26 protein-coding genes, 2 tRNA genes and 1 pseudogene are annotated in these 25908 nt (G+C 71.8%); 20 read left to right on the forward strand and 9 right to left on the reverse strand.

The features are described 5' to 3' along the window. Positions 1-18: 18 nt before the first annotated feature. From tcuB to ACE7GA_RS19300, 7 genes are all read right to left on the reverse strand, one after another. On the reverse strand, positions 19-1149 hold the full coding sequence (gene tcuB, locus ACE7GA_RS19270) for a tricarballylate utilization 4Fe-4S protein TcuB (protein ID WP_376090152.1): 1131 nt from the start codon (positions 1147-1149) through the stop codon (positions 19-21). Continuing rightward, positions 1136-2533 (reverse strand): FAD-dependent tricarballylate dehydrogenase TcuA, encoded by a 1398-nt coding sequence (gene tcuA / locus ACE7GA_RS19275; protein ID WP_376090155.1) that lies wholly within the window; start codon positions 2531-2533, stop codon positions 1136-1138. The genes tcuB and tcuA overlap by 14 nt, the downstream gene beginning before the upstream one ends. A gap of 62 nt (positions 2534-2595) precedes the next feature. Continuing rightward, a complete protein-coding gene (locus ACE7GA_RS19280; RefSeq protein WP_376090158.1) occupies positions 2596-3285 on the reverse strand; it encodes a DUF1045 domain-containing protein in 690 nt (229 codons plus the stop codon). Beyond that, positions 3282-3674, reverse strand: a complete 393-nt coding sequence (locus tag ACE7GA_RS19285; RefSeq protein ID WP_376090161.1) for an amidohydrolase family protein — start codon at positions 3672-3674, stop codon at positions 3282-3284. Before ACE7GA_RS19285 ends, ACE7GA_RS19280 begins: the two co-directional genes overlap by 4 nt. Continuing rightward, a complete protein-coding gene (locus ACE7GA_RS19290) occupies positions 3671-4417 on the reverse strand; it encodes a hypothetical protein (RefSeq protein ID WP_376090164.1) in 747 nt (248 codons plus the stop codon). The genes ACE7GA_RS19285 and ACE7GA_RS19290 overlap by 4 nt, the downstream gene beginning before the upstream one ends. Positions 4418-4535: 118 nt before the next feature. Next, a tRNA-Asn gene (locus ACE7GA_RS19295) sits at positions 4536-4611 on the reverse strand. 94 nt (positions 4612-4705) lie between these two features. Then, positions 4706-4779: transfer RNA gene (locus tag ACE7GA_RS19300), tRNA-Cys, on the reverse strand. Between the two features lie 228 nt (positions 4780-5007). On the opposite strand from ACE7GA_RS19300, the gene ACE7GA_RS19305 reads away from it, so the two are divergent. From ACE7GA_RS19305 to ACE7GA_RS19345, 9 genes are all read left to right on the forward strand, one after another. Then, the gene (locus tag ACE7GA_RS19305; RefSeq protein ID WP_376090167.1) at positions 5008-5667 is read left to right on the forward strand and encodes a protein-L-isoaspartate O-methyltransferase; all 660 of its coding nucleotides are present in this window, start codon (positions 5008-5010) and stop codon (positions 5665-5667) included. Between the two features lie 134 nt (positions 5668-5801). Beyond that, a complete protein-coding gene (locus tag ACE7GA_RS19310) occupies positions 5802-7226 on the forward strand; it encodes a TolC family outer membrane protein (protein WP_376090170.1) in 1425 nt (474 codons plus the stop codon). Between the two features lie 289 nt (positions 7227-7515). Beyond that, positions 7516-7773, forward strand: a complete 258-nt coding sequence (locus ACE7GA_RS19315; RefSeq protein WP_376090173.1) for a DUF2497 domain-containing protein — start codon at positions 7516-7518, stop codon at positions 7771-7773. Next, a complete protein-coding gene (locus ACE7GA_RS19320) occupies positions 7770-8147 on the forward strand; it encodes a glyoxalase superfamily protein (protein ID WP_376090176.1) in 378 nt (125 codons plus the stop codon). The genes ACE7GA_RS19315 and ACE7GA_RS19320 overlap by 4 nt, the downstream gene beginning before the upstream one ends. A gap of 45 nt (positions 8148-8192) precedes the next feature. Then, complete coding sequence (locus ACE7GA_RS19325; RefSeq protein ID WP_376090179.1) at positions 8193-10889, forward strand: valine--tRNA ligase; 2697 nt, start codon at positions 8193-8195, stop codon at positions 10887-10889. A 1-nt stretch (position 10890) separates the two neighbouring features. Next, positions 10891-11079 carry a hypothetical protein gene (locus ACE7GA_RS19330; protein ID WP_376090182.1) on the forward strand — a complete coding sequence of 63 codons (189 nt, stop codon included), beginning with the start codon at positions 10891-10893 and terminating at the stop codon, positions 11077-11079. Then, positions 11076-11630, forward strand: a complete 555-nt coding sequence (locus ACE7GA_RS19335) for a transcriptional regulator (protein WP_376090185.1) — start codon at positions 11076-11078, stop codon at positions 11628-11630. Before ACE7GA_RS19330 ends, ACE7GA_RS19335 begins: the two co-directional genes overlap by 4 nt. A 65-nt stretch (positions 11631-11695) precedes the next feature. Then, on the forward strand, positions 11696-13432 hold the full coding sequence (gene ilvD, locus ACE7GA_RS19340) for a dihydroxy-acid dehydratase (RefSeq protein ID WP_376090188.1): 1737 nt from the start codon (positions 11696-11698) through the stop codon (positions 13430-13432). A gap of 128 nt (positions 13433-13560) precedes the next feature. Then, positions 13561-13734, forward strand: a complete 174-nt coding sequence (locus ACE7GA_RS19345; protein ID WP_376090191.1) for a hypothetical protein — start codon at positions 13561-13563, stop codon at positions 13732-13734. Positions 13735-13788: 54 nt separating this feature from the next. On the opposite strand, the gene xth is transcribed toward ACE7GA_RS19345, so the two are convergent. Both xth and ACE7GA_RS19355 read right to left on the reverse strand, forming a co-directional pair. After that, complete coding sequence (gene xth, locus ACE7GA_RS19350; RefSeq protein WP_376090194.1) at positions 13789-14559, reverse strand: exodeoxyribonuclease III; 771 nt, start codon at positions 14557-14559, stop codon at positions 13789-13791. Between the two features lie 26 nt (positions 14560-14585). Beyond that, positions 14586-14930, reverse strand: coding sequence for a HesB/IscA family protein (locus ACE7GA_RS19355; protein ID WP_376090197.1), 345 nt, complete (start codon positions 14928-14930; stop codon positions 14586-14588). A gap of 148 nt (positions 14931-15078) precedes the next feature. Between ACE7GA_RS19355 and ACE7GA_RS19360 the strand changes: the two genes are divergently transcribed. The 11 genes and pseudogenes from ACE7GA_RS19360 (at position 15079) to tatC (ending at position 25898) form a co-directional block, all read left to right on the forward strand. Next, positions 15079-16368, forward strand: coding sequence for a deoxyguanosinetriphosphate triphosphohydrolase (locus ACE7GA_RS19360; protein ID WP_376090200.1), 1290 nt, complete (start codon positions 15079-15081; stop codon positions 16366-16368). Positions 16369-16374: 6 nt separating this feature from the next. Then, entirely contained in the window at positions 16375-18270 is a 1896-nt protein-coding gene (locus ACE7GA_RS19365) for an arginine--tRNA ligase (RefSeq protein WP_376090203.1), read from the forward strand. Next, on the forward strand, positions 18267-19151 hold the full coding sequence (locus ACE7GA_RS19370) for an SPOR domain-containing protein (RefSeq protein ID WP_376090206.1): 885 nt from the start codon (positions 18267-18269) through the stop codon (positions 19149-19151). The genes ACE7GA_RS19365 and ACE7GA_RS19370 overlap by 4 nt, the downstream gene beginning before the upstream one ends. Positions 19152-19199: 48 nt before the next feature. After that, positions 19200-20198: a beta-N-acetylhexosaminidase gene (gene nagZ / locus ACE7GA_RS19375; RefSeq protein ID WP_376100370.1), complete on the forward strand. Its 999-nt coding sequence runs from the start codon at positions 19200-19202 to the stop codon at positions 20196-20198. Between the two features lie 7 nt (positions 20199-20205). Then, positions 20206-20886, forward strand: coding sequence for a site-2 protease family protein (locus ACE7GA_RS19380; protein ID WP_376090209.1), 681 nt, complete (start codon positions 20206-20208; stop codon positions 20884-20886). After that, positions 20879-21676, forward strand: a complete 798-nt coding sequence (locus tag ACE7GA_RS19385; RefSeq protein ID WP_376090212.1) for a segregation and condensation protein A — start codon at positions 20879-20881, stop codon at positions 21674-21676. Before ACE7GA_RS19380 ends, ACE7GA_RS19385 begins: the two co-directional genes overlap by 8 nt. Positions 21677-21776: 100 nt before the next feature. Continuing rightward, complete coding sequence (locus tag ACE7GA_RS19390) at positions 21777-22223, forward strand: hypothetical protein (RefSeq protein ID WP_376090215.1); 447 nt, start codon at positions 21777-21779, stop codon at positions 22221-22223. Between the two features lie 44 nt (positions 22224-22267). Beyond that, a complete protein-coding gene (scpB, locus tag ACE7GA_RS19395; RefSeq protein ID WP_376100373.1) occupies positions 22268-23035 on the forward strand; it encodes an SMC-Scp complex subunit ScpB in 768 nt (255 codons plus the stop codon). Beyond that, the gene (locus ACE7GA_RS19400; protein ID WP_376090218.1) at positions 23032-24135 is read left to right on the forward strand and encodes an ABC transporter ATP-binding protein; all 1104 of its coding nucleotides are present in this window, start codon (positions 23032-23034) and stop codon (positions 24133-24135) included. The genes scpB and ACE7GA_RS19400 overlap by 4 nt, the downstream gene beginning before the upstream one ends. A 254-nt stretch (positions 24136-24389) precedes the next feature. Then, positions 24390-24617 (forward strand): annotated as a pseudogene (gene tatB / locus ACE7GA_RS19405) (Sec-independent protein translocase protein TatB); the annotation flags it as partial. A 510-nt stretch (positions 24618-25127) separates the two neighbouring features. Then, positions 25128-25898 carry a twin-arginine translocase subunit TatC gene (tatC, locus tag ACE7GA_RS19410; protein ID WP_376100376.1) on the forward strand — a complete coding sequence of 257 codons (771 nt, stop codon included), beginning with the start codon at positions 25128-25130 and terminating at the stop codon, positions 25896-25898. Positions 25899-25908: the final 10 nt, after the last annotated feature.

Consider the following 25908-nt stretch of genomic DNA (forward strand, 5'->3'; position numbering starts at 1 on the left):
CCCTCTTTTCCTCCCCGCTCAGCCCGCCGCCGCGCGCTTCTCCCGCGCGTTCCGGATGAGGGCCAGGCCACGGTACACCCCATGGACCATCTTGCTGTAGGGGAGCGCAACGAAGAGGGCGAGCACAAGCCCCAGATGCAGCGCGAAGGTGATCCCCATCGCCCCGGTATGCCGCACCGCCAGCAGCAGCAGCCCCGTCGCCGAGACGAGGAGCAGCAGCGCCAGGATCGCGTATTCCCCGCCCATGAGGTTCCGCGCCACCGGCCCCTGGTCGGTGGCCGTCTTTACCCAGGCCAGCCCCGTCGTGCCGACGCACAGCAGCAACCCGCCCCAGGTCCCCAGCTGTACGGTAAGGCTCCAGAACGAATAGGGCGCGACCGCCCCGAACACGTGGTGCGCCACCGCGCCGCTCGTCGTCGACGCGAAGCACAGCAGGAACCCGTAGAACGTCGCATGGTGGAACCAGCGCCGAACCGTCGAGAAGCCCTCGTCGAGGTCGTTGCACCCGTGCCCGCCGCCGCCGAGGTTTCGCAGGGCGAGGATGTCGACCGTCGCCTCTGCCACCGGCCGCACCTCCAGCGGCGCACCGCCCGCGCGCCCCGTCCCGCGCCAGTATCGCCACCCGCCCATCGACAATGCGACGACCGCATAGCCGAAGGATAACCCCGCCAGCAGGTTGATGAGCCAGAGCGGGATCACTCGGAAGAAGGCCCCCGGCCCCGTCTGTGCGGCGTAGAGCACCGACGGATCCACGACCGCCGCGGCAACCAGCAAAGCCAGCGCGACGAAGAGCGCCGTCAGCAGCGACACCAGCGTCCCGTTCCGCGCGAACAGCCGCCCCATCGCCGGCGGCCAGGCATAGGCCGCGTAGGATTCCTGCCGCAGGTTCGCGAAGGTCTGCGGAAGGTTGATTCCGAACGCATGTGGCGGCGCGTACTGGCAGGCGTGGTAGCAGCCCTTGCAGTTGTGGCAGAGGTTCGCGAGGTGGGTCAGGTCGCCCGTCGAGAACTCCCGCCGCAGTGTCATCGCGGGAAAGACCGCGCAGTAGCCCTCGCAGTATCGGCAGGCGTTGCACACCGCCATGTGCCGCCGCGCTTCGGCGACCGTGTCGGACGCCTCCAGCGGGTTTACCAGGTCAGTTCCGGACAAGCCGCGCCGCCTCCTCTCCCGCGATCCGGCCGAAGACGGTCCCGATCGCCATGCCGAAACCGGCGAGATAGCCCTGGCCCAGGATGTTGCCCGACATGATCTCGCCAGAGGCGAACATGTTCGCGGACAGCCTGCCATCCGCCATCATCACCCGCGCCCGGTCGTTCACCGCGACCGAGAGGAAGGTGAAGGTGATCCCCGGCCGCATCGGGTGGCCGATGAAGGGGGGCTTCTCAATCCGCCGGGCCCAGTGGCTCTTCGACGGCGTCAGCCCTTCCGTGCGGCAATCGTCCAGGACCTGCGGCCGGAAGGTCCCGGACCGCACCGCCGCGTTGTACTGGCTCACGACCCGTTCCAGCCGTGCCGAGTCCAGGCCCAACTTCACCGCCAACTCCCCGACCGTGTCGGCCCGCGCCGGCGGAAACACGCTCGGCAGGTAGTCGCGCTCCGCCTGGCTGTCCGTGATCGCGAAGGCCTCCTGCCCCGGCTGCCGCGCGATCAGTCGGCCCCAGATCGCGTAGCGCTTGGGCCAGGTGTCCTCGCCCTCATCGTAGAAGCGTTCGCAGTCCCGATTCACGACGATCGAGAACGGCGTGCAGTCCAGCCGCATCGCCAGCCCCCCATCCTCCATCGGCGCCCGCGCGTCGTTGCACACCGCGTGGAACTGCGTGGGGTCGCCCACCTGCTGCACGCCCTGGCCCAGCAGGTCCTTCAGCACCCGCCCCTGTGCGTAGGGGGTGCCGCGGATTTGGAAGTTGTCGGCGGCATCCCCCCAGTACTCCCGCAGCCATTCCCGGTTGGCCTGGAACCCGCCGGAGGACGCCACCACCGCCTTGAACCGGATCCGCTCGGGAAAGCCGTGATGCGACACCACCGCCTCCGTGGCATGCCCCTCCGCGACCTCGATGTGCTGCACCTCCGTGTCGTAGAGCACCTCCACCCCGAGCCGCTCCGCCGTCCGGTACAGCGCGTTCACCAGCGCCTTCCCTCCGCCGAGGAAAAAGGCATTCGTGCGTGACAGCGACAGCGTCCCCGACAGCGAGGGCTGGAACACCACCCCGCATCCCGCGAGGAACCCCGGCGCGTGCTGGCTCGCCCGGATGCAGGTGCGCGCCAGGTGCTCATTCGTCTTCCCGCCCGTGACCTTCAGCAGGTCGTCCCAGTATTCCTCCTCGAGGTAGGACTCGGTCTGGACGTCCGTGGGTGCGGGATGCAACGCCCTGATGTTGCGCGTATGCCGACTGTTCCCGCCGCGCATCGGCTTCGGCGCATGCTCTGCCACGATCACGCTGGCACCGGCGCGCCGCGCCTCGATCGCCGCGCACATCGCGGCGTTCCCCCCGCCCACCACCAGCACGTCCCAGAGGCGATCGAAATCGGGCATTCCCCGCCTCTATCGGCGGTGGCGGCACCCTCGTCCAGATCGGCGCCCGAACGGGCGAGGCCTCACCCCGTCAGTGGAAGCCGCTCCGCGATCAGGAACGGCTCGTCCGGCTGCGCCTGGGTGAAGAGGCACAGTGCCGTCACCCGCCGCGACCGCGCCGGCGCGTCCCCCAGCCAGTCCAGGACGGCCGGCCGCATCACCGCGTCCTCGTCCGCCGTCAGCCGCCGCGTCAGCGTGACGTGGAAAAAGAAGGTGTCGAAGACGTAGGGGTAGCCCCAGTGGTTCAGGTGCTCCCGTTGCCGCTCGGTGAGACGCTCCGGCCGCCGCCGCGCGATCTCCGCCTCGGACGGCGGTGCGCGATGCCGGTCCAACGCCTCCACGCAGGCATCGGCGAAGGCCTGGAGGGCAGGGCAGGGGACGCTTTCCCGCAGCGCCAGGAACCCGTCGATGGAATGCAGTGCTAAGGGCGGCAGTTCGAAGGGCCGGGTCCGCGCCGCCAGCCGCGCCGCGTCGTCGCGCAGCGCCGCCCAGCCATGCGCCAGCCGGAAGGGCGGCTTCAGCGTCGCGTGCAGACCGTATTTCCGCGCGTCCCGGGTGACCTCCCGCAGGTCCACGCCCGCGACGGATGGCTGGTCCAGGCTTGCGCCCGTCTCCGCATCGCGCCCGAGCCACTGCGATCCCAACCGATGGAGCGGGTCGTCCAGCGCAGGCGCCCAGTACAGCGCGACCCGCGAACCGGCGACGTCCGTCACGCCACCCGCTCGCCGCCGCGCCACACGGCGCGGATCACCGGCATCCCCGCGTGTTCCCGCACCTGCACCAGGTCGGCCCGCAGCCCCGCCTCGATCCGCCCGCGGTCGTGCAGGTGCAGGGATCGCGCGGGGTTGTCGGTCACCATCGCCACCGCCTCCGGCAAGGTCAGCCCGAGGTCCAGCGTCTTCCACGCCGCCTCGATCATCGCGGGCGGCACGTAGTCCGAGGCGATGACGTTGACCAATCCCTCCCGCACCAGGTCCGCCGCCGCCACGTTCCCCGAATGTGATCCCCCGCGCACGAGGTTCGGCGCCCCGGCGATGATGGCCATGCCCGCCCGCCGCGCCGCCCGCGCGGCGGTAAGGTTGACCGGGAACTCGGAGATCATGATCCCGTCCGCCGCGTTGCGGGCGACGACGTCCGCGTCCCAGTCGTCATGCGTCGCGAGTGGCACGTCCCGCCCCCGAACATCGCGAGCAGCGCCCGCCGGTTCGGCTCCGACCGGACCTCGCGCTGCGCGACCATCTCGGCGATCCGGCTCTCGACCTCCTCCGCCCGCGTCCCCGTCCGGACGCGCATGACCCGGTACCGGTCGATGTCCGAGTACTGCCCCACCCCCGGCGAGTGATCCATCAGGCTCACCATCCGCAGCAGCGGGTGGTCGTGGTAGTCCTCGAGCATCGGCAGCATGTCGTCCGCCGGCAGTTCGCAGCGCAGGTGCAGGAGGTGCTCGGACCGCAGCACGCCGGCCTCGGTCAACGCCGTCATGTCCCGGACGCCGTCCCGCGCCGTCTGCATCCGCCCCTGGTCGAACCCCAGGTCGCCCAGGCATAGCGCGTCAAGCACCGTCGTCACGCCCGCGACCGCCGTCTGCCCGTCATGCGCCAGGAAAGCCGAGGTGCTGGGCCAGCGCGCCGAGACCCGCGGCGAGACTTGCCGCTCCAAGTTGTCCGTATGCACGTCCACGATGCCCGGCATCAGGAGCTCGCCGTCCAGGTCCAGCGCGGACCCCGCCCGGCTCGGCCCCTCCGCCACCTCCGCAATCAGCCCGCCCCGGATCACGACCGTGCCCGGCACGACGCGGTCCCGCAGCACCAGGCGCGCGTTGGTCAGGATCGTCTCGTCGGTCATCGGAACCCGCGGGGCAGGGAAAGGAGAGCGCGCCGCGCCGGTTAGGACCCGCCCGGACGGGGGTCAAGGCGCCCGGCCCGGCCCGTCCGTGAAGGATCGGTGACGCGCCGGGCGGAAGTGGCTCCCCGAGTAGGACTCGAACCTACGACCTAGCGATTAACAGTCGCGTGCTCTACCAACTGAGCTATCGGGGATCGCACCACGTTACCCGCCAAGGCCCAGGAGGCTTCCGGCGGGGCCGCGCCTCTACCGCGCCGAGCACTCCGTCGCAAGGGGGCGATGGCGCGTTGGAGGTGCCGGGCGGAATCGAACCGCCGTAGAGGGTTTTGCAGACCCTTGCCTGACCACTCGGCCACGGCACCGCGCCGACGGCTTCTACGGCCCTGCGTCCCTTGCGTCCAGGGCGGGAACCTTCCCGGACTGACACCGGCGACGTGGCCCGACGGGGCCGGCCGATCCGCGTCGCGAATGCCTCCGCCGTCGTGCGCCGCTTGCCGTTCGCCCGGGGCCGGCAGCCGTCCACAACCGCGTCTTGCGACACCGATCCCTCCCGCCCATAAGCCGGCCCGACCGAAGGAACGGGACGCAGGATGGACTTCGCCGCGGCGCGCCGGCGCATGGTGGACGGGCAGCTCAAGCCGAACCGGGTCACCGACCTGCGCATCCTCCAGGCCATGGAGGACCTGCCGCGCGAGCGCTTCGTCCCGCCCGCCCTCGCCTCGCGCGCCCTGTCCGACGAGGACCTGCCCCTCGGCCGTGGCCGCGTGCTGATGCAGCCCATGTCCCTCGCGCGCCTGGTCCAGCTCGCCGCTCCGCGCGCCGGTGACCGCGCCCTCGTCCTCGCCTCGGGCAGCGGCTACGGCGCCGCCGTTCTCGCCCGCCTCGGCCTCGAGGTAACGGCGGTGGAGGACGACCCGGCTCTTCTGTCCCTCGCCGCCGCGGCGTGGCCGGCCTGCGACCTACCCGCCGGCTCCCTCCGCCAAGTCACCGCCAGCCCCACCGCCGAACCGAGTGGCGGACCCTACGACGTCATTTTCATCGAGGGCGCCGTCCCCGCGGTGCCCCACCCGATCTCCGACATTCTGATCGAGGGTGGCCGCCTCGTCACCGTCCGTCGGAGCGGATCCGAGTCTGGCTCCGCGATCCTCGGCCGCCGCGCCGGCGGCGCCTTCTCGACCGCCGAAGCCTTCGACTGCCGTACGCCGGTCATCCCGGCCTTTGCGCCGGCACCAGGCTTCGCCTTCGTGTGACCGGTGGGGTGTCCGCGCCGGGGCGTGTGTCCTGGCGCACGGCCGCGGCCCCGGTCTAAGGTTCCGCCGAACCAGATCACGCTGACCGGCCCGCGCCATCCCGCGCCGCCGGCCGGCCCGGGATGTCGTTGCTCATGCCGTTCCAGAATTTCCGATACCTCGCCTGCGCCGCGGCGGCGGCGACGATCGCCCTGCCGGCGGCGGCCTTGGGGCAGACGCTGCAGGAGGCGCTGGCCTTCGCCTACACCAACAACCCCGCCCTCGGTGCCGCGCGTGCCCAAGTGCGCGTCGTGGACGAGAACGTCCCGCAGGCCCTCGCCGGCTGGCGCCCGACGATCAGCCTCAGCGGCAGCGCGGGCTATGCCGACGGCAACATCCGCCAGCGCTCCATCACGCCCAGCCCCCTGAACGGCCAGCGCACCATCACAACCGCCGAGAGCGACCGCGAGGTCGGCGCGCTCTCGGCGACCGTGACCCAGCCGCTCTACCGCGGCGGCCGCACCGTCGCGCAGACCCGCCGGGCCGAGAACCAGGTTCTCGCCCAGCGCGCCCGCCTGCTGGCGACGGAACAGCAGGTCCTGCAGGACGCCGTCTCGGCCTACGTCAACGTCATCCGGTTCCAGGAGGAGGTCCGCCTCAACCTGAACAACGTCCAGGTCCTCCAGCGCCAGCTCGATGCCACGAACGCCCGCTTCCGCGTCGGCGAGATCACCCGCACGGACGTCGCCCAGGCCGAGTCGCGCCTCGCCGGCGCACGCTCGACCCGGGCCGATTCGGAAGGCCAGCTCGCCAATTCCCGCGCCGGTTTCCAGCGCACGATCGGCCTCGCGCCGAACCGCCTCGTCGCTCCGCAGCCCCTGACCACCGCCGTCCGCTCCAACGAGGAGGCGGCACAGGTCGCCAGCGTGAACAACCCCAACGTCATCGCCGCGCTGTTCGACGAGGCGGCGGCGCGCGACTTCATCGACGTCCAGCTCGGCGTGCTCCTGCCCTCCGCCTCCCTCCAGGGCCAGGCCTTCCGCAACGACAACCAGACCCAGCCCGGCACGCGCTCGACGGGCCAGCAGATCACCGCGACCCTCACCGTCCCGTTGTTCCAGGGCGGCGCGGAATACGCGGCGGTGCGCCAGGCCCGGCAGGACGCGACCCGCCTGCGCCAGGTCGTGGACGACCAGCGCCGTGCGTCGACCCAGCAGGCGATCCAGGCCTGGGAAACGCTGCAATCCGCCCGCGCCACGGTCGAGGCCACCCGCGCCCAGATCCGCGCGGCCGAGGTCGCGCTGGACGGCGTGCAGCGCGAGGCCGTCGTCGGATCCCGCACCACCCTCGACGTCCTGAACGCCGAGCAGGAACTGCTCAACGCCCGCGTCTCCCTCGTCCGCGCCCTGGCCAACGTCGTGACGGCGTCGCACTCCCTCGCCCAGGCGGTCGGGCGGCTGACGGCCCGTGACCTGCGCCTGCCCGTGCCGCTCTACGACGCGACCGCCTATTACCGGGCCGTCCGGGACCGTTGGGCTGGCCTCGGGGACTACGCGCCGCCCCAGCCCGTCGCCAACTGAGGACCATGCCGACCACCTCACCACCCGGCCCGGCGGCGCAGAGCGCGGGCGATCCTTCGATGGAGGAGATCCTCGCCTCCATCCGCAAGATCCTCGACGAGGAGGAAACCGGCGCGAAACCGGCGGCCGATGCGGCGCCGCCCGAGGCGCCCCGGGTCCTCCAGGTCGAGGACGTTCCGCTTGAGTTGACGGAGGACATGATCGTGGCCGCGCCCGAACCAGTCCCGCCGCCGCGGGCCGAACCCCTGGTCACCGAGGTCGAGACCATCGCGCCCGCACCCCCCCGGCCGTGTCCGCCGAGCCCGATCCCGGCCTCGTCGCCCCCGCTACGGCCGCCGCCGCCGCAGCCCTCATCGGCCAGCTTGCCCAGACCGTTGCCCGCGAACGCGCAGCCACCGTTACCCGCGGCGGCCCGTCGATCGAGGACGTCGTGCGTGAGGAAATCCGCCCGATCCTCCGCGAATGGCTCGAAGCCCACCTGCCGCCGATGGTCGAGCGCCTGGTTCGTGCGGAGATCGAGCGCGTCGTCGGGCGGTCCATGGGGTGACGCCCGCCTTCGGTCGAGCCATCCCCGTCCTCCGCTCCTTCGACGAGGACAAGGCACGCGAGTTCTACCTGGACTTCCTCGGCTTCTCCGTGGACTTCGAGCACCGCTTCGCCCCGGACCTACCGCTTTTCATGCAGGTCAGCCGGGGAGGGCTCGTCCTCCGCCTGTCCGAGCACCACGGCGACGGCTCCCCCGGCGCGAACGTCACGGTGCAGGCGACCGGCCTCGACGCGCTGCGCGATGAACTCCTGGCCAAGGCCTACCGCTACGCCCGCCCGGGGATCGAGGAGATGCCCTGGGGCACCCGCGAGTTCCGCGTCACCGACCCCTTCGGCAACCGCCTCGTCTTCGAGGAACGCGCACCCGCCCCCTGAGCGCTGCGCTTGACGCGGTCGCCACCCCCGCGCGAAGCCTGACCCATGCTCGACAAGAACCTGACGCCGTCCGCCTTCGAGGGCCGTCTCTACGACGCGTGGGAGCGGGCCGGCGTCTTCGCCGCGAACCCGACCTCCAACGCCGTCCCCTACGCCATCGTCCTGCCGCCCCCGAACGTCACGGGCTCGCTCCATATCGGCCACGCGCTGGACCACACGATCCAGGACGTCCTGATCCGCTGGCGGCGCATGCAGGGCCAGGACGCGCTGTGGCAGCCCGGGACCGACCACGCGGGCATCGCGACGCAGATGGTCGTCGAGCGCCTGCTGGCCACGGAAGGCAAGGACCGCCGCGAGATGGGTCGCGAGGCCTTCCTCGACCGCGTCTGGGCCTGGAAGGAGGAGAGCGGCGGCACGATCACGCGGCAGATGCGCCGCCTCGGCACCTCGTGCGACTGGTCGCGCGAGCGCTTCACGATGGACGAGGGCCTGTCGGAGGCCGTGCGCGAGGTCTTCGTCACCCTCCATGAGCAGGGCCTGATCTACCGCGACCGCCGCCTCGTGAACTGGGACCCGAAGTTCCAGACCGCCATCTCCGACCTCGAGGTCGAGAGCCGGGAGGTGAAGGGCTCGCTCTGGTACCTGCGCTACCCCGTGGAGGACGAGCCCGGCCGCCACCTGATCGTCGCGACGACGCGCCCCGAGACGATGCTTGGCGACGTGGCTGTCGCTGTGCACCCCGATGACGACCGCTACCGCGACCTCATCGGCAAGCACGTCATCCTGCCCCTCGTCGGCCGCCGCATCCCCGTCGTGGCCGACGCCTATTCGGACCCGGAGAAGGGTTCCGGCGCGGTGAAGATCACGCCGGCGCACGACTTCAACGACTTCGAGGTGGGGCGCCGCCACGACCTGCCGTCCCCCTCCGTGCTGGATGAATACGGCCGCGTCGTCCTGGCCGAGATCGAAGCCGATCTGCGGGCCGTGGACGGCGTGGCATCGCCCGACTTCCTCCGCGGCCTCGCCGGCGTGGACCGCGCCGACGCGCGCAAGGCGGTCATCGCCGAACTCGAACGCATCGAACTGATCGAGAAGATCGAACCCCACACCCATGCCGTCCCGCACGGCGACCGCTCCGGCGTGCCGATCGAGCCGCGCCTGACCTGGCAATGGTACGCCGACGCCAAGACGCTCGCCGCCCCCGCCATCCAGGCTGTCGAGGAAGGCCGCACCCGCTTCGAACCGAAGCAGTGGGAGAACACCTTCTTCGCGTGGATGCGCGACATCCAGCCCTGGTGCATCTCCCGCCAACTCTGGTGGGGCCACCAGATCCCGGCCTGGTACGGCCCCGACAACCGCGTCTTCGTCGCCCGCACGGAAGACGAAGCGCGCGCCCAGGCCCGCACCCATTACGGCGATGATCGTGAGCTGTCGCGCGACCCCGACGTGCTGGACACCTGGTTCTCCAGCGCCCTGTGGCCTTTCTCCACGCTGGGATGGCCGAAGCAGACGCCGGAACTGAACCGCTACTACCCCGGCGACGTGCTGGTGACGGGCTTCGACATCATCTTCTTCTGGGTCGCCCGGATGATGATGATGGGCATCCATTTCATGGGCGACGTGCCCTTCCGCGTGGTGAACATCCACGGCCTGGTCCGCGACGAGAAGGGCCAGAAGATGTCGAAGTCCAAGGGGAACGTCATGGACCCCCTGGAACTGGCCGACGCGTACGGCGCCGACGCGCTGCGCTTCACCCTGGCCTCGCTCGCCGGCCCGGGACGCGACGCCCGCCTCGGCCGCCAGAAGGTCGAGAGCACGCGATCCTTCGTCACGAAGCTCTGGAACGCTGCCCGCTTCTGCGAGATGAACGGCATCGGCCCCGCGCCGGACTTCGATTCTTCACGCGCGACGACGCCGCTCGCCCGCTGGCTGCTGGACGCCGCCAATGACGCGACGCGGACCTGCGAAGAGGCGCTGGAAGCCTTCCGCCTCGACGAATACGCGGCTGCCCTCTACCGTTTCACCTACGGCACCTTCTGCGACTGGTTCCTCGAACTCGCCAAGCCCGCGCTGAACGGGGAGGACAGTGCGGAGAAGGCCGAAATCAAGGCCGTCGCTGGCCATGTCCTCGGCACGCTGCTCCGCCTGGCCCACCCCGTCATGCCCTTCGTGACGGAGGAACTCTGGGACCGCTTCGGCTATGGCCCGGAGGGCTCGCTCATCCGCGCGCCCTGGCCCGAGACCGCCAGCGTCCCCGGCGCCGAGGAGGCTCGCGCCGAACTTGGCTGGCTCATCGCCTTCATCTCGGAAATCCGCTCCGTCCGCGCCGAGGTCGGCGTCCCGCCCTCCACCCAGGTGCCCGTGCTGCTCGGCGGCGCCGCGTCCGACACGCTGGCCCGCGCCGGGCGCTGGTCCGACGCGATCACGCGCCTGTCCCGCACGCCTTCCGTCACGGCCCTCGAGGGCACGCCGCCCGCCGGCGTCGTGCAGGGCGTGGTCGGCGAGGCCACTCTGATGCTGCCGCTGGCCGGCATCGTGGACCTTCCGGCCGAGCGCGCACGCCTCGCGAAAGAGCACGCCAAAGCCTCCGCCGAGGCGACGAAGATCGCGACGAAGCTCGCCAACCCCGACTTCACCTCTCGCGCGAAGGAGGAGGTCGTCGAGGAAACCCGCGAACGCCTCGCCGCCGCCGAGGCCGAGGCGCAACGCCTGGCTGCGGCGATCGCCCGCATCGCCGCCTGACATGCGCGTCTTCGACTTCTTCGCGCTCACGATCCTGGCGGTGGTGCCCATCCTCTGGTGCCGCCACCGCCTGCCGCTGCTCGTCCGCCGCGACCCGCCGCTGACGGACCAGCAGGCCGTCACCATCGGCGCGGTCGTCGCGGCCCTCCTCAGCGGAATGTACATCTACCGCTACGTCGTCTTCCGTTGATCGTCTTCCTCGACTTTGAGGCCAGTTCCCTGGGCAAGCACGGCTTCCCCATCGAGGTTGGCTGGGCCGCCGAGGACGGCACCGAAGCCTCCCACCTCATCCGTCCCGCCCCAGGCTGGGAGGAATGGAGCGAGGAAGCCGAATCCATCCACGGGATCACCCGCGACCAACTGGCGCGCGAGGGGACGCCCCACGACAGCGTTGCCCGCGCGCTGGTCGAGGCGCTGACCGGCCACGATCTCTACGCGTCCGCCCCATCCTGGGACGGACACTGGCTGTCGCTCCTCCTCCGCGCCGGCGGCTTCAACCGAAAGACCCTCACGCTCCGCGACAGCGACGAGCTGCACGACGAAGCGGCCATGGCCGCCTTCCGCCGCGCCGGCCTGGACCTGCAAACCCTCGCAGACCGCATCCACGAGACCGTCGCCGCCGCGAAGCGCGCGATCGAGGACGCAGCGCCACCGGCGCACCGCGCCCTCGCCGACGCCCGCCAGGAACTCCGCCTGTGGCGCGAGGTCGCCCGCCGTGCCGAGGCCGCCGCCCGCGGCTAAGCACCCCTCCGTTGCCCCGCGCTCACGCCGGCGCGATACAGGCGCCAGGAAGGAACCCGCCAGAAATGCCCGACGCCAACCCGCCCCCCGCCTGGGACAAGTCCCGCCTCCCGTCCCGCCACGTCACCGTGGGGCCGGAGCGCGCGCCGCACCGCTCCTACTACTACGCCATGGGCATGACGGCGGAGGAGATCGCCCAGCCCCTCGTCGGCGTGGCCACCTGCTGGAACGAAGCGGCCCCCTGCAACATCGCGCTCAGCCGCCAGGCGCAGTCGGTCAAGACCGGCGTGAAGCAGGCCGCCGGCACCCCGCGCGAGTTCACGACGATCACCGTGACCGACGGCATCGCCATGGGCCACCAGGGCATGAAGTCCTCGCTGGCATCCCGTGATGCCATCGCCGACACGGTGGAACTGACGGTCCGCGGCCATTGCTACGACGCGCTGGTCGGCCTCGCCGGCTGCGACAAGTCGCTGCCAGGCATGATGATGGCGATGCTGCGCCTGAACGTCCCCAGCGTGTTCATGTATGGCGGTTCGATCCTCCCCGGGAAGTACAAGGGCCGCGACGTTACCGTCGTGGACGTCTTCGAGGCCGTCGGCCAGCACGCCGCCGGCAACATGTCAGACGAGGACCTGCACGAGCTGGAATGCGTCGCCTGCCCCAGCGCCGGCGCCTGCGGCGGCCAGTTCACCGCGAACACCATGGCGACGGTCTCCGAGGCGATCGGCCTCGCGCTCCCCGGCTCCGCCGGCGCCCCCGCGCCCTACGAAGATCGCGACAAGTGGGCGGTGGAATCCGGCAAGGCCGTGATGAACCTCATCCGCCGGAACATCCGACCGCGCGACATCGTCACGAAGGATTCGCTCTACAACGCGGCCCTCATCGTCGGCGCCACCGGTGGCTCCACCAACGCCGGCCTGCACCTGCCCGCGATGGCGCATGAGGCGGGCATCCGCTTCACGCTTCAGGACGTCGCGGAGATCATGCGCAACGCCCCCTATATCGGCGACCTGAAGCCCGGCGGCCGCTACGTCGCCTTCGACGTCTACAAGATCGGCGGCATCCCGGTGATCGTGAAGGCACTGCTCGACGCCGGCCTGCTTCGCGGCGACTGCCTCACGGTCACGGGCCAGTCCCTCGCGGAAAACCACCGCGACGTGATCTTCCCGAAGGACCAGGACGTCATCCGCCCGGTGTCCGACCCGATCTCCCCGACGGGCGGCGTCGTCGGCCTGAAGGGCAACCTCGCCCCGGACGGCGCGATCGTGAAGGTGGCGGGCATGAAGACCCTGCGCTTCGAAGGCACCGCCCTCTGCTTCGACTGCGAGGAGGACGCCTTCGCCGCCGTGGATGCCCGCGCCTACAAGCCGGGCGACGTCATCATCATACGGTACGAAGGCCCGCGCGGCGGCCCCGGCATGCGGGAGATGCTCTCGACCACCGCGGCGATCTACGGCCAGGGCATGGGCGACAAGGTCGCGCTCATCACCGATGGCCGCTTCTCCGGCGCCACGCGCGGCTTCTGCATCGGCCATGTCGGCCCCGAAGCCGCCGTCGGCGGCCCCATCGCCCTGCTGCGCAACGGCGACCGCATCATCATCGACGCAGAGCACGGCACGATCGACGTGGACCTGCCGGAGGCCGAACTCGCGGCCCGCCGCGCCGCCTGGACTCCGCGCAAGACCGACTACAATGCCGGCGCCCTCTGGAAGTACGCCCAGCTCGTCGGCCCCGCGAATCTCGGCGCCGTCACCCATCCGGGTGCCGAGGCCGAGACGCACGTCTACGCCGACATCTGACCCGATCCGCGCCGCGCTCCTCCAAGGGGACGCGGCGCGTTCACGCGACTGTCACCGGACGTAACCTGTGACGGACCCGGCGCAGCGTCGTTGTTCCTCCGCATCCAAACCAGAGTAGGAGGATCCCGATGCGCACCCTTCTCCCCGTCGCGGCGGTCGTCGTCGCTTCTGTCGGCCTCGTGGCCTGTTCGGTGAACACCGGTCCGGCCCCCGCGCCGGCCCCGGCCGCAGTCGTCGCGCCGGCGCCTACCTACGTGACGCCTGCGCCGATGGCGCCTGCGGGCACCGTCATCGTCCGCTGACCATCGGCGGGAGGAACGACCTTGGGACCGGCTGAGCCGGCCCCGAGGTCCGACTCAGTCCGCGAGGTCGAACACCACGGGGGCGTGGTCGGAGGGCTGTTCCTCCGACCGCGCGACCACGTCCACGGTCGCGCCCGTCAGCCGCTCCGCAAGGTCGGCGCTCAGCAATGCGTGGTCGATTCGTAGCCCCCGGTTCGATTCGAAGGCCGGCCCGTAGTCCCAATACGTCCAGGGCGCGTCGGACGGGTGCAGCGCCCGCAGCGCGTCGGTCATCCCGAGATTCGTGATGGCCCGATACGCCGCCCGCGTCTCCGGCCGCACTAGCGCATCGGTCGGTGGCAGCGCCCCCCGCACGAAGTCGGCATCGGTCGGGCAGACGTTGAAATCGCCGAGCACGGCGACGGGCACGAAGGTCTCCAGCCGCTCCGCGACGACGGCCCGCAGCCGCTCCATCCACCGGAGCTTGTAGGCGTATCCCGCCTCGCCGCCCGAGTTCCCATTCGGCAGGTAGACGCCGATCAGGTGCGCCCCGTCCACCCGCACTTCCAGGTACCGCGCGTGATCGTCCGCCTCCTCCCCGGGAAGCGTCTCGCCCAGCACCTCGAACGGCACGCGCGACACCACGGCGACGCCGTTCCGCCCGCCCGGCTGCCCGACGGCATGGGCGCGGTAGCCCATTGCCTCGACTTCCATCGCCGGAAACTCCTCGGTCCGGCACTTCAGCTCCTGCAGGAAGACGAGGTCCGGCTGGTGCCGCTCCAGCACCCGCTTGAGGTGCGGCATGCGCTTGCGGGCCGAGTTGACGTTGAAGGTGACGAGCCGCACGGCCGCGATATCCTCGAGCTAAAGGCTCAGCCGACCGAGAACGACACCCCGCATCCGCAGCCCGAGGTCGCGACGGGGTTCCGCACCGTGAAGTGCGCTCCGATCAGCTCCTCGGCCCAGTCCAGTTCCGCCCCCCGCAGCAGGTCGAGCGACACGGGGTCCACGAAGACGCGCCCCCCGATCACCAGGTCGTCCCCCTCCGGCGCGTCGGCCAGGTCGAACTTGTATTGGAAGCCGGAGCACCCCCCCGCCTCCACCGCCAGCCGCAGCCCGGCCTCCGGCCGGCCCTGGGAGGCCGCGATCTCTGCGACCTGCGCGACCGCCCGAGGCGTCGCGGAGAAGAGGGCAGGGGCCTGGGAACCGTCGGGCATCGGAAAACCTCGTGACAGCGCCGGGCGGGCCCGGCCTGATCGTCGGCCGGAACATAGGGCGCCCGGGGCCGCCATCCAACGCACCGCCCATCCTTGCCGCGCCCGGGAGCCCGGTGCTACGGCCGCCTCGCCGCCCATCTGACGAGTCATGGATCGCCCCGAACCCGCCGCCGTCCCCGGGGTCGCCCCGTCCGACGCAGCCGCCGCGCCCGAGACTGCCGCGCCCCCGGCCCTTGCCCCCGGGGCGCCGGATGGTGGCCCCGCCGCAAACTGGGACGGCCTGGCCTCGCGTCTCGCCCCCTGGGCCACCCTCGCGAAGGACAGCCGCGGCCGCCTCGTGCCCGAATCCGACCCGGCGGGACGCTCCCCTTACCAGCGGGACCGCGACCGGATCATCCATTCCACCGCCTTCCGGCGCCTCCAGTACAAGACACAGGTCTTCATCTACCACGAGGGCGACGCCTTCCGGACGCGCCTCACCCATTCGATAGAGGTCGCGCAGATCGCCCGCTCGATCGCGCGCCAACTCCACCTCGACGAAGACCTCGCCGAAGCCCTGGCCCTCGCCCACGACCTCGGCCACCCGCCGTTCGGCCATGCGGGGGAGGAGGCGTTGAACGGCGTCATGCGCAACTGGGGCGGCTACGACCACAACGCCCAGTCGCTGAAGGCCGTGACGGTGCTGGAACATCGCTACGCCGGCTTCGACGGCCTGAACCTGACCTGGGAGACGCTGGAGGGCCTGGCTAAGCACAACGGCCCGCTGCGCCGTCCCCCGCCCTTCATCGCGGAATACAACGCGCGCCACGACCTCGAACTGGAACAGCACGCAAGCGCCGAGGCCCAGGCCGCCGCAATCTCCGACGACATCGCCTACAACAACCACGATCTCGATGACGGCCTGCGCGCCGGCCTCTTCACGCTGGGTGAGGCTTGCAACCTCCCCCTCGTCGCCCAGGCCCGCGACGAGGCGATGCCATACATCAAGGCCGAAACCCCGCCCGACCGCGTCGCGTCCGAGATCATCCGCCGCGTGATCAATCTCATGGTCAACGACGTGGTGAACGAGGCCGAGCGCCGGATCGCCGCGCTGCGCCCGAAGACAGTGCACGACATCCGCGCCGCCGGCGCGCCGGTGGTCTGCTTCTCCGAACGCATGCGCGTGCTGAACCAGGAAACGCGCGACTTCCTGATGGGCCGGATGTACCGCCACTGGCGCGTGAACCGGACCGCGACGAAGACGAAGCAGACGCTGCGCGTCATGTTCACGCTGCTCCAGGGCAATACGGACCTGCTCCCCCCACGCTGGCGCGAACGCGCCGGCGAATCCGGCTCGGCCAGCGCTGCGCGTGCCGTCGGCGACTACATCGCCGGCATGACCGACAAGTTCGCGCTGGAGGAGCACCGCCGCCTGACCGACCCCTTCACCCCCGGCTGAGACTTGATGACGCAAGACATCTTCCGCGCAATGGCCGGCGAGGTCGTCGCCGCCCTCCGCGACCTGTTGCCCGAACTGCCCGAAGACACGCTCTCCCGCGTCCTCGTCGAACCCCCGCGCGATCCATCCCACGGCGACATGGCCACCAACGCCGCCCTCGTGGTCGCGAAGCCCGCGCGCCTGCCGCCCGCAAAGGTCGCGGCCGACCTCGCCGCGCGACTGGCCGCGCTGCCGCACGTCGTCTCCGCCACCCCCGCCGGCCCCGGCTTCGTCAACATCCGCCTGACTGAGGACCACCTGCGGGCCCAGGTTCCCGCCGTCCTGCGGGCTGGCGAATCCTACGGCGACAGCACGATCGGCGCGCGCCGCCGCGTGGACGTCGAATACGTCTCCGCCAACCCGACTGGCCCCATGCATGTCGGCCATTGCCGCGGCGCCGTCGTCGGCGACGCGCTGGCCAACCTGCTGACGAAGGGCGGCTGGGCCGTCACGAAGGAATACTACGTCAATGACGCCGGCGCGCAGGTCGCCGCCCTCGGCTGGGCCGCCTACTGGCGCTATCTCGAATTCGTCGGGGAACTCGACGGAGACGTGCTGAACGTCTCCCTCGGCAATCTCGACCTCACCACCGGCGAGACGGCGACGACCGTCCCGACCGTCTACTGGACGCCGGAACGCGTGGAGGCCGAGCTCGGCGTCACCCTGCAATATCGCGGCGACTACCTCATCCCGGTGGGACGCGCGCTGTTCGAGCAACACGCCCGCGCCTGGATGCCACGCCCCGCCGAGAACGTGGACGAAGCCGCCGCCGTCCCTTCCGCCCTCGAACGCGGCTGGTTCGTGGACCGCGCCTGGCTCGACTCGGCGCGGGCGCTCGCCGTGTCCATGATGATGGAAGAGATCCGCGGGGACCTCGACGCCCTCGGCGTCCGCCAGGACGTCTTCATCTCCGAAGCCGAGCTCCTCCGCTCCGGCATCACGGACCGCGCCATCGCCGACCTGCAATCCAAGGACCTGGTCTACGAAGGCGTCCTCGAGCCCCCGAAGGGCAAGACGCCCGAGGACTGGGAGCCGCGCGAGCAGACGCTGTTCAAGTCAACCGCCTTCGGCGACGACGTGGACCGCCCGCTCCGCAAGTCGGACGGCAGCAACACCTATTTCGCGAACGACATCGGCAACCACGCCGACAAGATCGCACGCGGTCACGACGAACTGGTCCACGTCTGGGGCGCCGACCACGGCGGCTACGTCGCGCGCATGAAGGCCGCCGTCGCCGCGCTATCGGGCAAGAAGGTCCCGCTCGACGTCGTCCTCTGCCAGATCGTGAAGGTGCTGAAAGGCGGGGAGGTCGTGCGCATGTCCAAGCGCGCCGGCACCTACGTCACGCTCCGCGACCTGATCGACGAAGTCGGCCGCGACGCCGTGCGCTTCACCATGCTGACGCGCAAGCCCGACGCGCAGATGGATTTCGACCTCGACAAGGTCATCGAGCAGTCGCGCGACAACCCCGTCTTCTACGTCCAGTACGCCCATGCCCGCTGCCGCTCCGTCCTCCGCTCCGTGGAAGACCCTGCGCCCGCGACGCTGGCCGATGCCGACCTGACCCACCTCGCGGACCCCGCCGAGATGGCCCTGATCCGCCGCCTCGCCGCCTGGCCCCGTACCGTAGAGGCCGCGGCCATCGCGCGCGAACCCCACCGAATCGCGTTTTTCCTCCATGACCTGGCCGCCGACTTTCATCTATTGTGGAACCGGGGGCGCGAGGACACGACCTTGCGGTTTATCCGGGACGGGGAACCGGAGGCCACCCGCGCGAGGCTCGCCCTTGTCGCGGCCACGGCGACGGTCATCCGCTCGGGACTGGCGGTGATGGGGGTCACGCCCGTCGAGGAGATGCGGTGAGCGATTTCACGGTACCAAGCTACCGGATCCGTCCTGCACGGACCGGATACGAGTTTCCCTGGCGGATGATGGCGATCGCCGCCGGGGGCGTCGCGGTGCTCGGCGCCCTGGGGGGCGGCGCCTGGTACCTCATGAAGCGGGGCAGCGGCCCCGTGCCGGTCATCGAGGCCGATAACCGCCCCATCCGCGTCCGCCCAAGTGACGCCGGCGGTATGCGCGTCGCCAACCAGGACGAACGCATCTTCGACCACGGCCGCCGCGGTGCCGCGCCCGCACCGGCTGGGCAGCAGGCTAACGGCCAGCGCCTCGCGCCCGAGCCCGAACGCCCCAACCTCGACGCGCTGCGCCAGGCTGCCCAGCCGCGCCCGGGTCAGCCCGCCCCCGCGCCGGCCCCCGCCGCGCAGCAGGCCGCGCGCCCCGGCCAGCCCGCGGCGGCCCCCGGCACCCAGTCCGCCGCCCCGCCCGCCCCGACCGTTTCCGGCCCGCCCGCCGGCAGCCTTGTCCCGCTGCCGAGCAACCCGGCGCCCGCGACGGCCACCGCGACCACCGCCACGGGGAACACCGGCGCCGGGACCGCCGCGCCGCAGCCCGCCGTGGCGGCGCCGATGGCCGCTCCGCCGCGGCCGGTGAACCCGCGCATCCTCATCCAGGTCGGTGCCCTCGGCTCCGAGGAAGCGGCCCGCAATGAATGGGATCGCTTGACGCGCCGAGCCCCCGAACTCGCCGGCCGCACCGCGTCCTTCCCCCGCGCGGACCGCGGCCCCGACCAAGCCCCGATGTGGCGCATCCGCACCGGCGGCTTCACGGATGCCGACGCCGCCCGCCAGTTCTGCGAGGGCCTGCGCCAGAAGGGCGCCCCCTGCACCGTCATCGGCGGCTGAGGCAGCCCGCGCGCCGATGACCGCCCCCCGCGCGCGGCCGTCATCGGCCTGTCCGGCCCGACCCTCACCGCGGAGGAAGCCACCCTCCTCCGCGACGCCCGCCCCGTCGGCGTCATCCTCTTCCGCCGCAACGTCACGGACCCCGCGCAGGTCACCGCCCTGACCGCCGCCATCCGCGACGTCCTCGGCGCGGACGCCCCGATCCTCGTGGATCAGGAAGGCGGCCGCGTCGCCCGCCTCCGCCCGCCCCACTGGCCATCCTATCCCGCCGCCGCCGCCTTCGAGGGCGCTCCTGCAACCCGCGCCGCCGCTGCCGCCGCGCTGCTCGGCGCCGAATGCGCGCGCGTCGGCCTCGACGTGGCCTGCGCCCCCTGCCTGGACCTTCAGGTGCCCGGCGCCCACGGCGTCATCGGCGACCGCGCTTTCTCCGCCGACCCGGACGAGGTCGCCCGCCTTGGCCTCGCCTGGGTCGAGGGCCTCATGGCCGCCGGCATCCAGCCCGTCATCAAGCACGTCCCCGGACACGGCCGCGCCACCGCCGACAGCCACGACACTCTGCCGCGCGTCACCGCGGACTGCGACACGCTCGCGGCCGACCTCCTCCCCTTCGCCACCGTGGTGGAGCAGGGCAGGGGACGCCACCTCTGGGCCATGACGGCCCACGTCACCTTTGACGCTTGGGACGCGTTGCGCCCGGCGACCCTCTCCCCCCGCATCATCAGCGAGATCATCCGCGGGCAGATCGGCTTCGACGGCGTCCTCGTCTGCGACGACCTGCAGATGGGCGCGCTTGCCGGGCTCTCGAACGACCTCGCCGCCGACGCGCTGGATGCCGGCTGCGACCTCGTCCTGCACTGCTCAGGCGTGCTCGCCGAATCTGCCGCTCTCCTCCGCACCTGCCCGCATTTGACGCATGCCGCCGCCGCCCGCCTGCACGACGCGCGGGTCGCGGCCTTGACTGCCCGCATCGCCATCCCGCCCGGCGTGGCTCTCCTGGCCGTGGCGCCAGACCCCACCGCACGACCCTCGCAAGTCCAGGCCGCCTGACCACGCGATGGACTGGCTCCCCGACTTCGCCGCGGCCGCGCTCGCGGCAATCCTCGCGATCACCCTGCACGAGGCCGCGCACGGCTACGCCGCCCTCTGGCTCGGTGACGACACTGCGAAGCAGATGGGCCGCCTCTCCCTCAACCCGATCGCGCATGTGGACCCGGTCGGCACTCTCCTGGTCCCCGGCCTCCTCCTCGTCTCGCAACTCCTGACAACCGGCCGCGTGGACGTGATGTTCGGCTGGGCGCGCCCGGTGCCGGTGGACGTCATGCGTCTGCGTAACCCGCGCTTCGGGATGGTTCTCGTCGCCGCGGCGGGTCCCGCGATCAACATTGCCATTGCGACGCTGGCCGCTCTGCTGATCCACCCGCTCCTCGGCCTCGGTTCCGACAACGTCCAGGATTGGCTGCGGCAATTCCTGTTCCTTTCGATCCTCGGCAATCTTGTCCTGGCCTGCTTCAACCTCCTGCCGATCCCGCCGCTCGATGGAGGCCGCATCCTCGGCGGCCTGCTTCCACCCTCGATCGGCATCCCCTTCCTGCAACTCGAACGGGTCGGCCTCCTGCTTGTCCTCGGCGCGCTGCTGATCCTTCCGGTCGCGGGCTACGATCCCTTCCGCTGGCTCGTCCGCACGATGGTCCAGCCGCTGGGCCGGGTGATCCTGATGCTGACCGGCCATGGCTGACGGAAGCCTCCCCCCGCCCGAGCCGGCCCTCCACCTCCGCCTCGACGGCTTCGAGGGCCCGCTCGACCTCCTGCTCGACCTCGCCCGCGCGCAGAAGGTCGATATCGCCCGGATCTCCATCCTCGCGCTCGTTGACCAGTACCTCGCGGTCATCGAGGGCGCACGCCGCGTCCGCCTGGAACTCGCGGCGGACTGGCTCGTCATGGCGGCGTGGCTGGCCTGGCTGAAGTCGCGCCTTCTGCTCCCCGACGACCCTGATGCCGAGGAGGACGCCGAGGCCCTGGCGGCCACCCTCGCCGACCGCCTGCGCGAGCTGGAACGCATGCGCGCCGCTGCCGCCTGGCTCGGCGCCCGACCCTTCCTCGGCCGCGACGTCCTGCCCCGCGGCGCCCCGGAATCGCTGGTGCAGGAGGACCGCTCTGCCCTCTCCGCCGACCTGCCCGGCCTGATCCGCGCCTACACGGACGTCCTGCGCCGCGCTGCCGCGCTTCGTCCCTACCGCCCGAAGCCCCGCCGCGTGTGGACGGTGAACGACGCCCTGGCGCGCCTGCGCACCCTGATCGGCAGCATCCCCGACTGGGCCGAACTCTCCCGCTTCCTTCCCGACGCGCGGGACGACACCCCGCCCGACCCGACCGAGCGCCGCGCCGCCCTCGCCAGCACCCTCATCGCGGGGCTCGAGATGGCCAAGAACGGCTTGGTCGAACTGCGCCAGGACGCACCCTTCGCCCCGATCCTCCTCCGCCCGCCGCGCCGCGCCGCGCAGCCCGAACCCGCCGATGCCGTCTGACCACTCCCACGTGCCCGGCCAGCCCGACCCCGGAGCCGCGGGGACGCCGACACCTGCCGGCCTACCGTCCGGCTCTGTCCCGGACGGGAAGGGCCTCGTCTTGGACCCGGCCCCGGGCAATCCCGACCCGACCGGCCCCGCCCCGCATGCCGACCCGGCCCCGGGCGACCCTTCCGGCGAAGCCGCCGCCGCGCCTCCCGGGTCCGAAGCGGCCCCGCCGCCGCCGAATACGCTTCCCATCGGACTGGCCTGGACCGATGCCGACCCGGCCGACCCGGCCGACCCGGCCGACCCGGGCGCCACGATGACCGCGCCCGGCACGGACCTGCTCGCGGAAACCGATACAAGCGGCGAGGAAGCCACATCCCAGCCGGCCCTCGCCGACACCAGCCTCGCGCTCCCTGGCGCGGGGCTCGCCGAACCATTCGCCGGTGCGGCCAGCGCCGCATCGGCCGTCACTCTCGCCCCCGACACCGACGCGCCGCCGACCGGGGCAGGGGAGGGGGCCGTCATCCCCCCGCAGCGCTTCGCATCGCCGAGGCGCTGATCTACGCTTCCGCCGCCCCCGTCCCGACCGCCCGCCTGGCGCCCCTGCTGCCGGACGGCGTGGATCCCCGCGCGGTCCTCCATGAACTCGCGGCCCGCAGCGCCGAGCGCGGCGTCGTCCTGACCCAGGTGGCCGGCGGCTGGGCGTTCCGCACCGCCCCCGACCTCGCCCCTCTGCTCACGAAGGTCGTCGAGGTCCCCCGCCGCCTTCCCCGCGCCGCGATGGAGGCGCTGGCGATCGTCGCCTGGCACCAGCCCGTCACCCGCCCGGAGATCGAGGAAATCCGCGGTACCTCCCTCGCCCAGACCACGCTCGAGATCCTGCTGGAGAACGGCCTGATCGCCCCCCGCGGCAAGAAGGAGGCCCCGGGTCGCCCGACCCTCTGGGGCACGACGCCGAGGTTCCTGGACCAGTTCGGCCTGAACTCCCTCCGCGACCTCCCGCGCCGGGAGGAATTGCTGCCCGAACCGGGGCTGCCCTTCCCGGCACCAGCGGCCCTGGGTCTCCCGACGACAGCCATGCCCTACGCCGACGGACCACCCCGCGCTGCGGACGACGGGGGAGCGCAGACCCATCGTCTCGAACGGGATGCAGGTTCGGCGCAGCCCCACTCGGACGCCCCTGCGGCCGGGATCAAGCGAGAAACAGAGGCGGACGTCGCCACCGTGGCCGATGCGGCGGAGGCGGTTGCGCCCCTCGCCCAAGCCGAGCCGCCGGCCGTCGCGGAGGCGGCTGGCGATCAGACGGCTGGCGATCCGATGGCCGGCGATACCACGACCGCCCCCAGGCCCCGCCCCGAAGACGCCGCGTGACCCTCCGCCTTTCCGGCATCCGCCACCGCTACGGCGTGCGCGAGGTCATCCGCGGCGTAGACCTCGAGGTCGCGGCGGGCGAGATCGTCTGCCTCCTTGGCCCCTCCGGCGACGGCAAGACGACATTGCTTCGACTGACCTCCGGCCTGGAACCTCTCCAGAACGGGGAGATCGAGATCGCCGGCCGCATCGTCGCCCGCCCCGGGCGCGAGGTCCCGCCGGAAGGACGATCCGTCGGCTTCGTCTTCCAGGACTACGCCCTCTTCCCCCACCTGACCGTCGCCGCGAACGTCGCCTTCGGCCTCCGCCGCCTTCCCCGCGCCGAGCGCGACGCCCGCGTCCATGAGGCCCTGGCCCGCGTCGGCCTGGAGGGCCACGCGGAGTCCTGGCCACACACTCTCTCCGGTGGGCAGCAGCAGCGCGTCGCCCTGGCGCGCGCCCTCGCCCCGCGCCCCGCCGTCCTGCTACTGGACGAGGCCTTTGCCAGCCTCGACGCGCGCCTGCGCGAACGCGTCCGCGACGACACCCTCCACCTGCTGCAGGAAGCCGGCATCGCCACCCTCCTCGTCACCCACGACGCGGAGGAAGCCATGTTCATGGCCGACCGCATCGCCCTCCTCCGCGAGGGCCGGATCGAGCAGGTCGGAACCCCGACCGACCTCTACCTCCATCCCATCTCCCGCTTCGTCGCGACCTTCCTCGGCGAGGTGAACCGCATCCCCGCCCTGATCGCCGACGGGATCGCCCGCACCCCCCTCGGCCTACTCGCCGCGACCCTCCCCGACGGCCCCGCCGAGATGCTGCTGCGCCCCGAGGGCGTCCGGCTTCTCCCCCCGGCCAGGGCGTCGCCGCGGAGGTCGAGGCCAGCCGTATGCTCGGTGCCGTCACGATGGTGCATCTGGAGGTACCGGTCCCCGGCGCCGGCCCGCTCCACGTCCACGCCCGCCTACCCCCGGCCAGCCGGTCCGCCGTGGCGACGCGGTCGGCCTGGCGCTCGACACCGAACGAGCCTTCCTCTTCCCGCCGGAAGACGAGGTCGGGCCGGTCATCCAGGCCCCCGCTGCGTGAGCCGCGGGCGCCGGGCTCCGTTGCCTGCCTGACGCCGATGCCCGTCGCGCGCAACGCCGGCGGACTGGCCGGTCGCGAACCCCGCTGTGCACCCAAGGCGCCGACCTCGCCCGTTACGCCGTCGCCGCGGCGACCGCTCACCCCCGCTCTTTCCCGCCCGCCCGCTGCGCCCCATGTGCTGCGCAAGGGGAACGGACCGGGCCGGCCGATTGGCCGCGCCACCCGTCTCTGCTAACGGAAGCCACCCGAGCGCCCTCTCCGGCGCGCAGCTCCTGATCGGAGACGCATGTTCGACCTTGCATGGTCCGAGATCGCGGTGATCGCCGTCGTGGCGATCGTCGTCATCGGGCCGAAGGACCTTCCGGAAGCGGTGCGCGGCGTGGCCCGCGGCATCAGCAAGCTCCGTCGCATGGCCGGCGAGTTCCAGGGCCACCTGGACGAGGTCGTGCGCGAGGCGAAGCTCGAGGACGTGCGTGACCAGATCCGCGACCTCCGCAACTTCGACCTGAAGGGCGAGATCGAGAAGGCGGTCGACGCCGACGGCTCCATCCGCAAGACCTTCAACGACGACCCCTTCCGCGCCCCGCCGCCCCCGACCTCCGATGCCGCGCCGGCGTGGTCCGCGACGCCGCCCGACGGCGTGCCACCCGCCGACGCGACGACCACTTACGCCCCGCCCACCGACGCGAACCCAGCCCCCGGCCAGGTTGCGCCCGCCGAGGTCGCCCTGGACCCGATCACCCTCCAGCCCATCGCACCCCCGCCCGCCGCGGCGGCGCCCGCCGAACCGACTATCGCCGCGCCGCCGCCTGCCGCGCCCGCGATGACCGCCTCCGCCGGCACGCACTCCGCGGTCCCGACCATGTTCGCCGCTGCGGAACCTTCCCCTGCCGCGGCTGCACCCGCCCCGGCCACCCCCGCGCCGCCGACGCCCGCGCCCCCGGGGCCGACGCGTCGCGCGCCGCCTGATCGTCAGAGCGACACCGTGCCCCGCCAACCGGACGACGTCATCGACGACAAGCCCATGCCGCTGATCGAGCACCTGCTCGAACTGCGGACGCGCCTGATGTGGTCCATGGGCGCCTTCATCATGGCCTTCGCGGTCTGCTACTACTTCTCGACGCAGATTTACGGCTTCCTCGCGCGCCCGCTCGCCAACGTGCTGATGGAACATGGCGGCGGCGACCGGCGGATGATCTTCACCGCACTCTACGAGGCCTTCTTCACGTACCTGAAGGTCGCCTTCTTCGGCGCGGTCTTCTTCTCCTTCCCCGTCTGGGCGACGCAGCTCTGGCTGTTCATCGCGCCGGGCCTCTACCGGTCGGAGAAGCGGGCGATCGCGCCCTTCCTCGTCGCCTCGCCCGTGCTGTTCACCATGGGCGCGGCGCTCGCCTACTACTTCATCTTCCCGCTGGCCTGGCGCTTCTTCATATCCTTCGAGACGCCGACCGGCGCCGGCGGCATCCCCGTGCAGCTCGAAGCGAAGGTCAGCGAATACCTCTCTCTCGTCATGCACATGATCCTGGCCTTCGGGATCGCCTTCCAGCTACCCGTCGCGCTGACCCTGATGGCCAAGGTGGGGATCGTCAGCGTGGATGGCCTGAAGAAGGGTCGCCGCTACGCGATCGTCGGCATGTTCGTCGCGGCCGCCGTGCTGACGCCGCCTGACGTCATCTCCCAGGTCGGCCTCGCCGTGCCGCTGATCATCCTTTACGAGCTCTCGATCATCGCCGCAGGCTGGATGACGCGCTCCCCGAAACCGACGAACACCGCGACGCCGCCCGCGACGACCTGAGGACGCGCCC

Origin of the sequence: Roseomonas sp. CCTCC AB2023176, from assembly GCF_042259275.1 — a bacterium.
Taxonomy (GTDB): domain Bacteria; phylum Pseudomonadota; class Alphaproteobacteria; order Acetobacterales; family Acetobacteraceae; genus Roseomonas.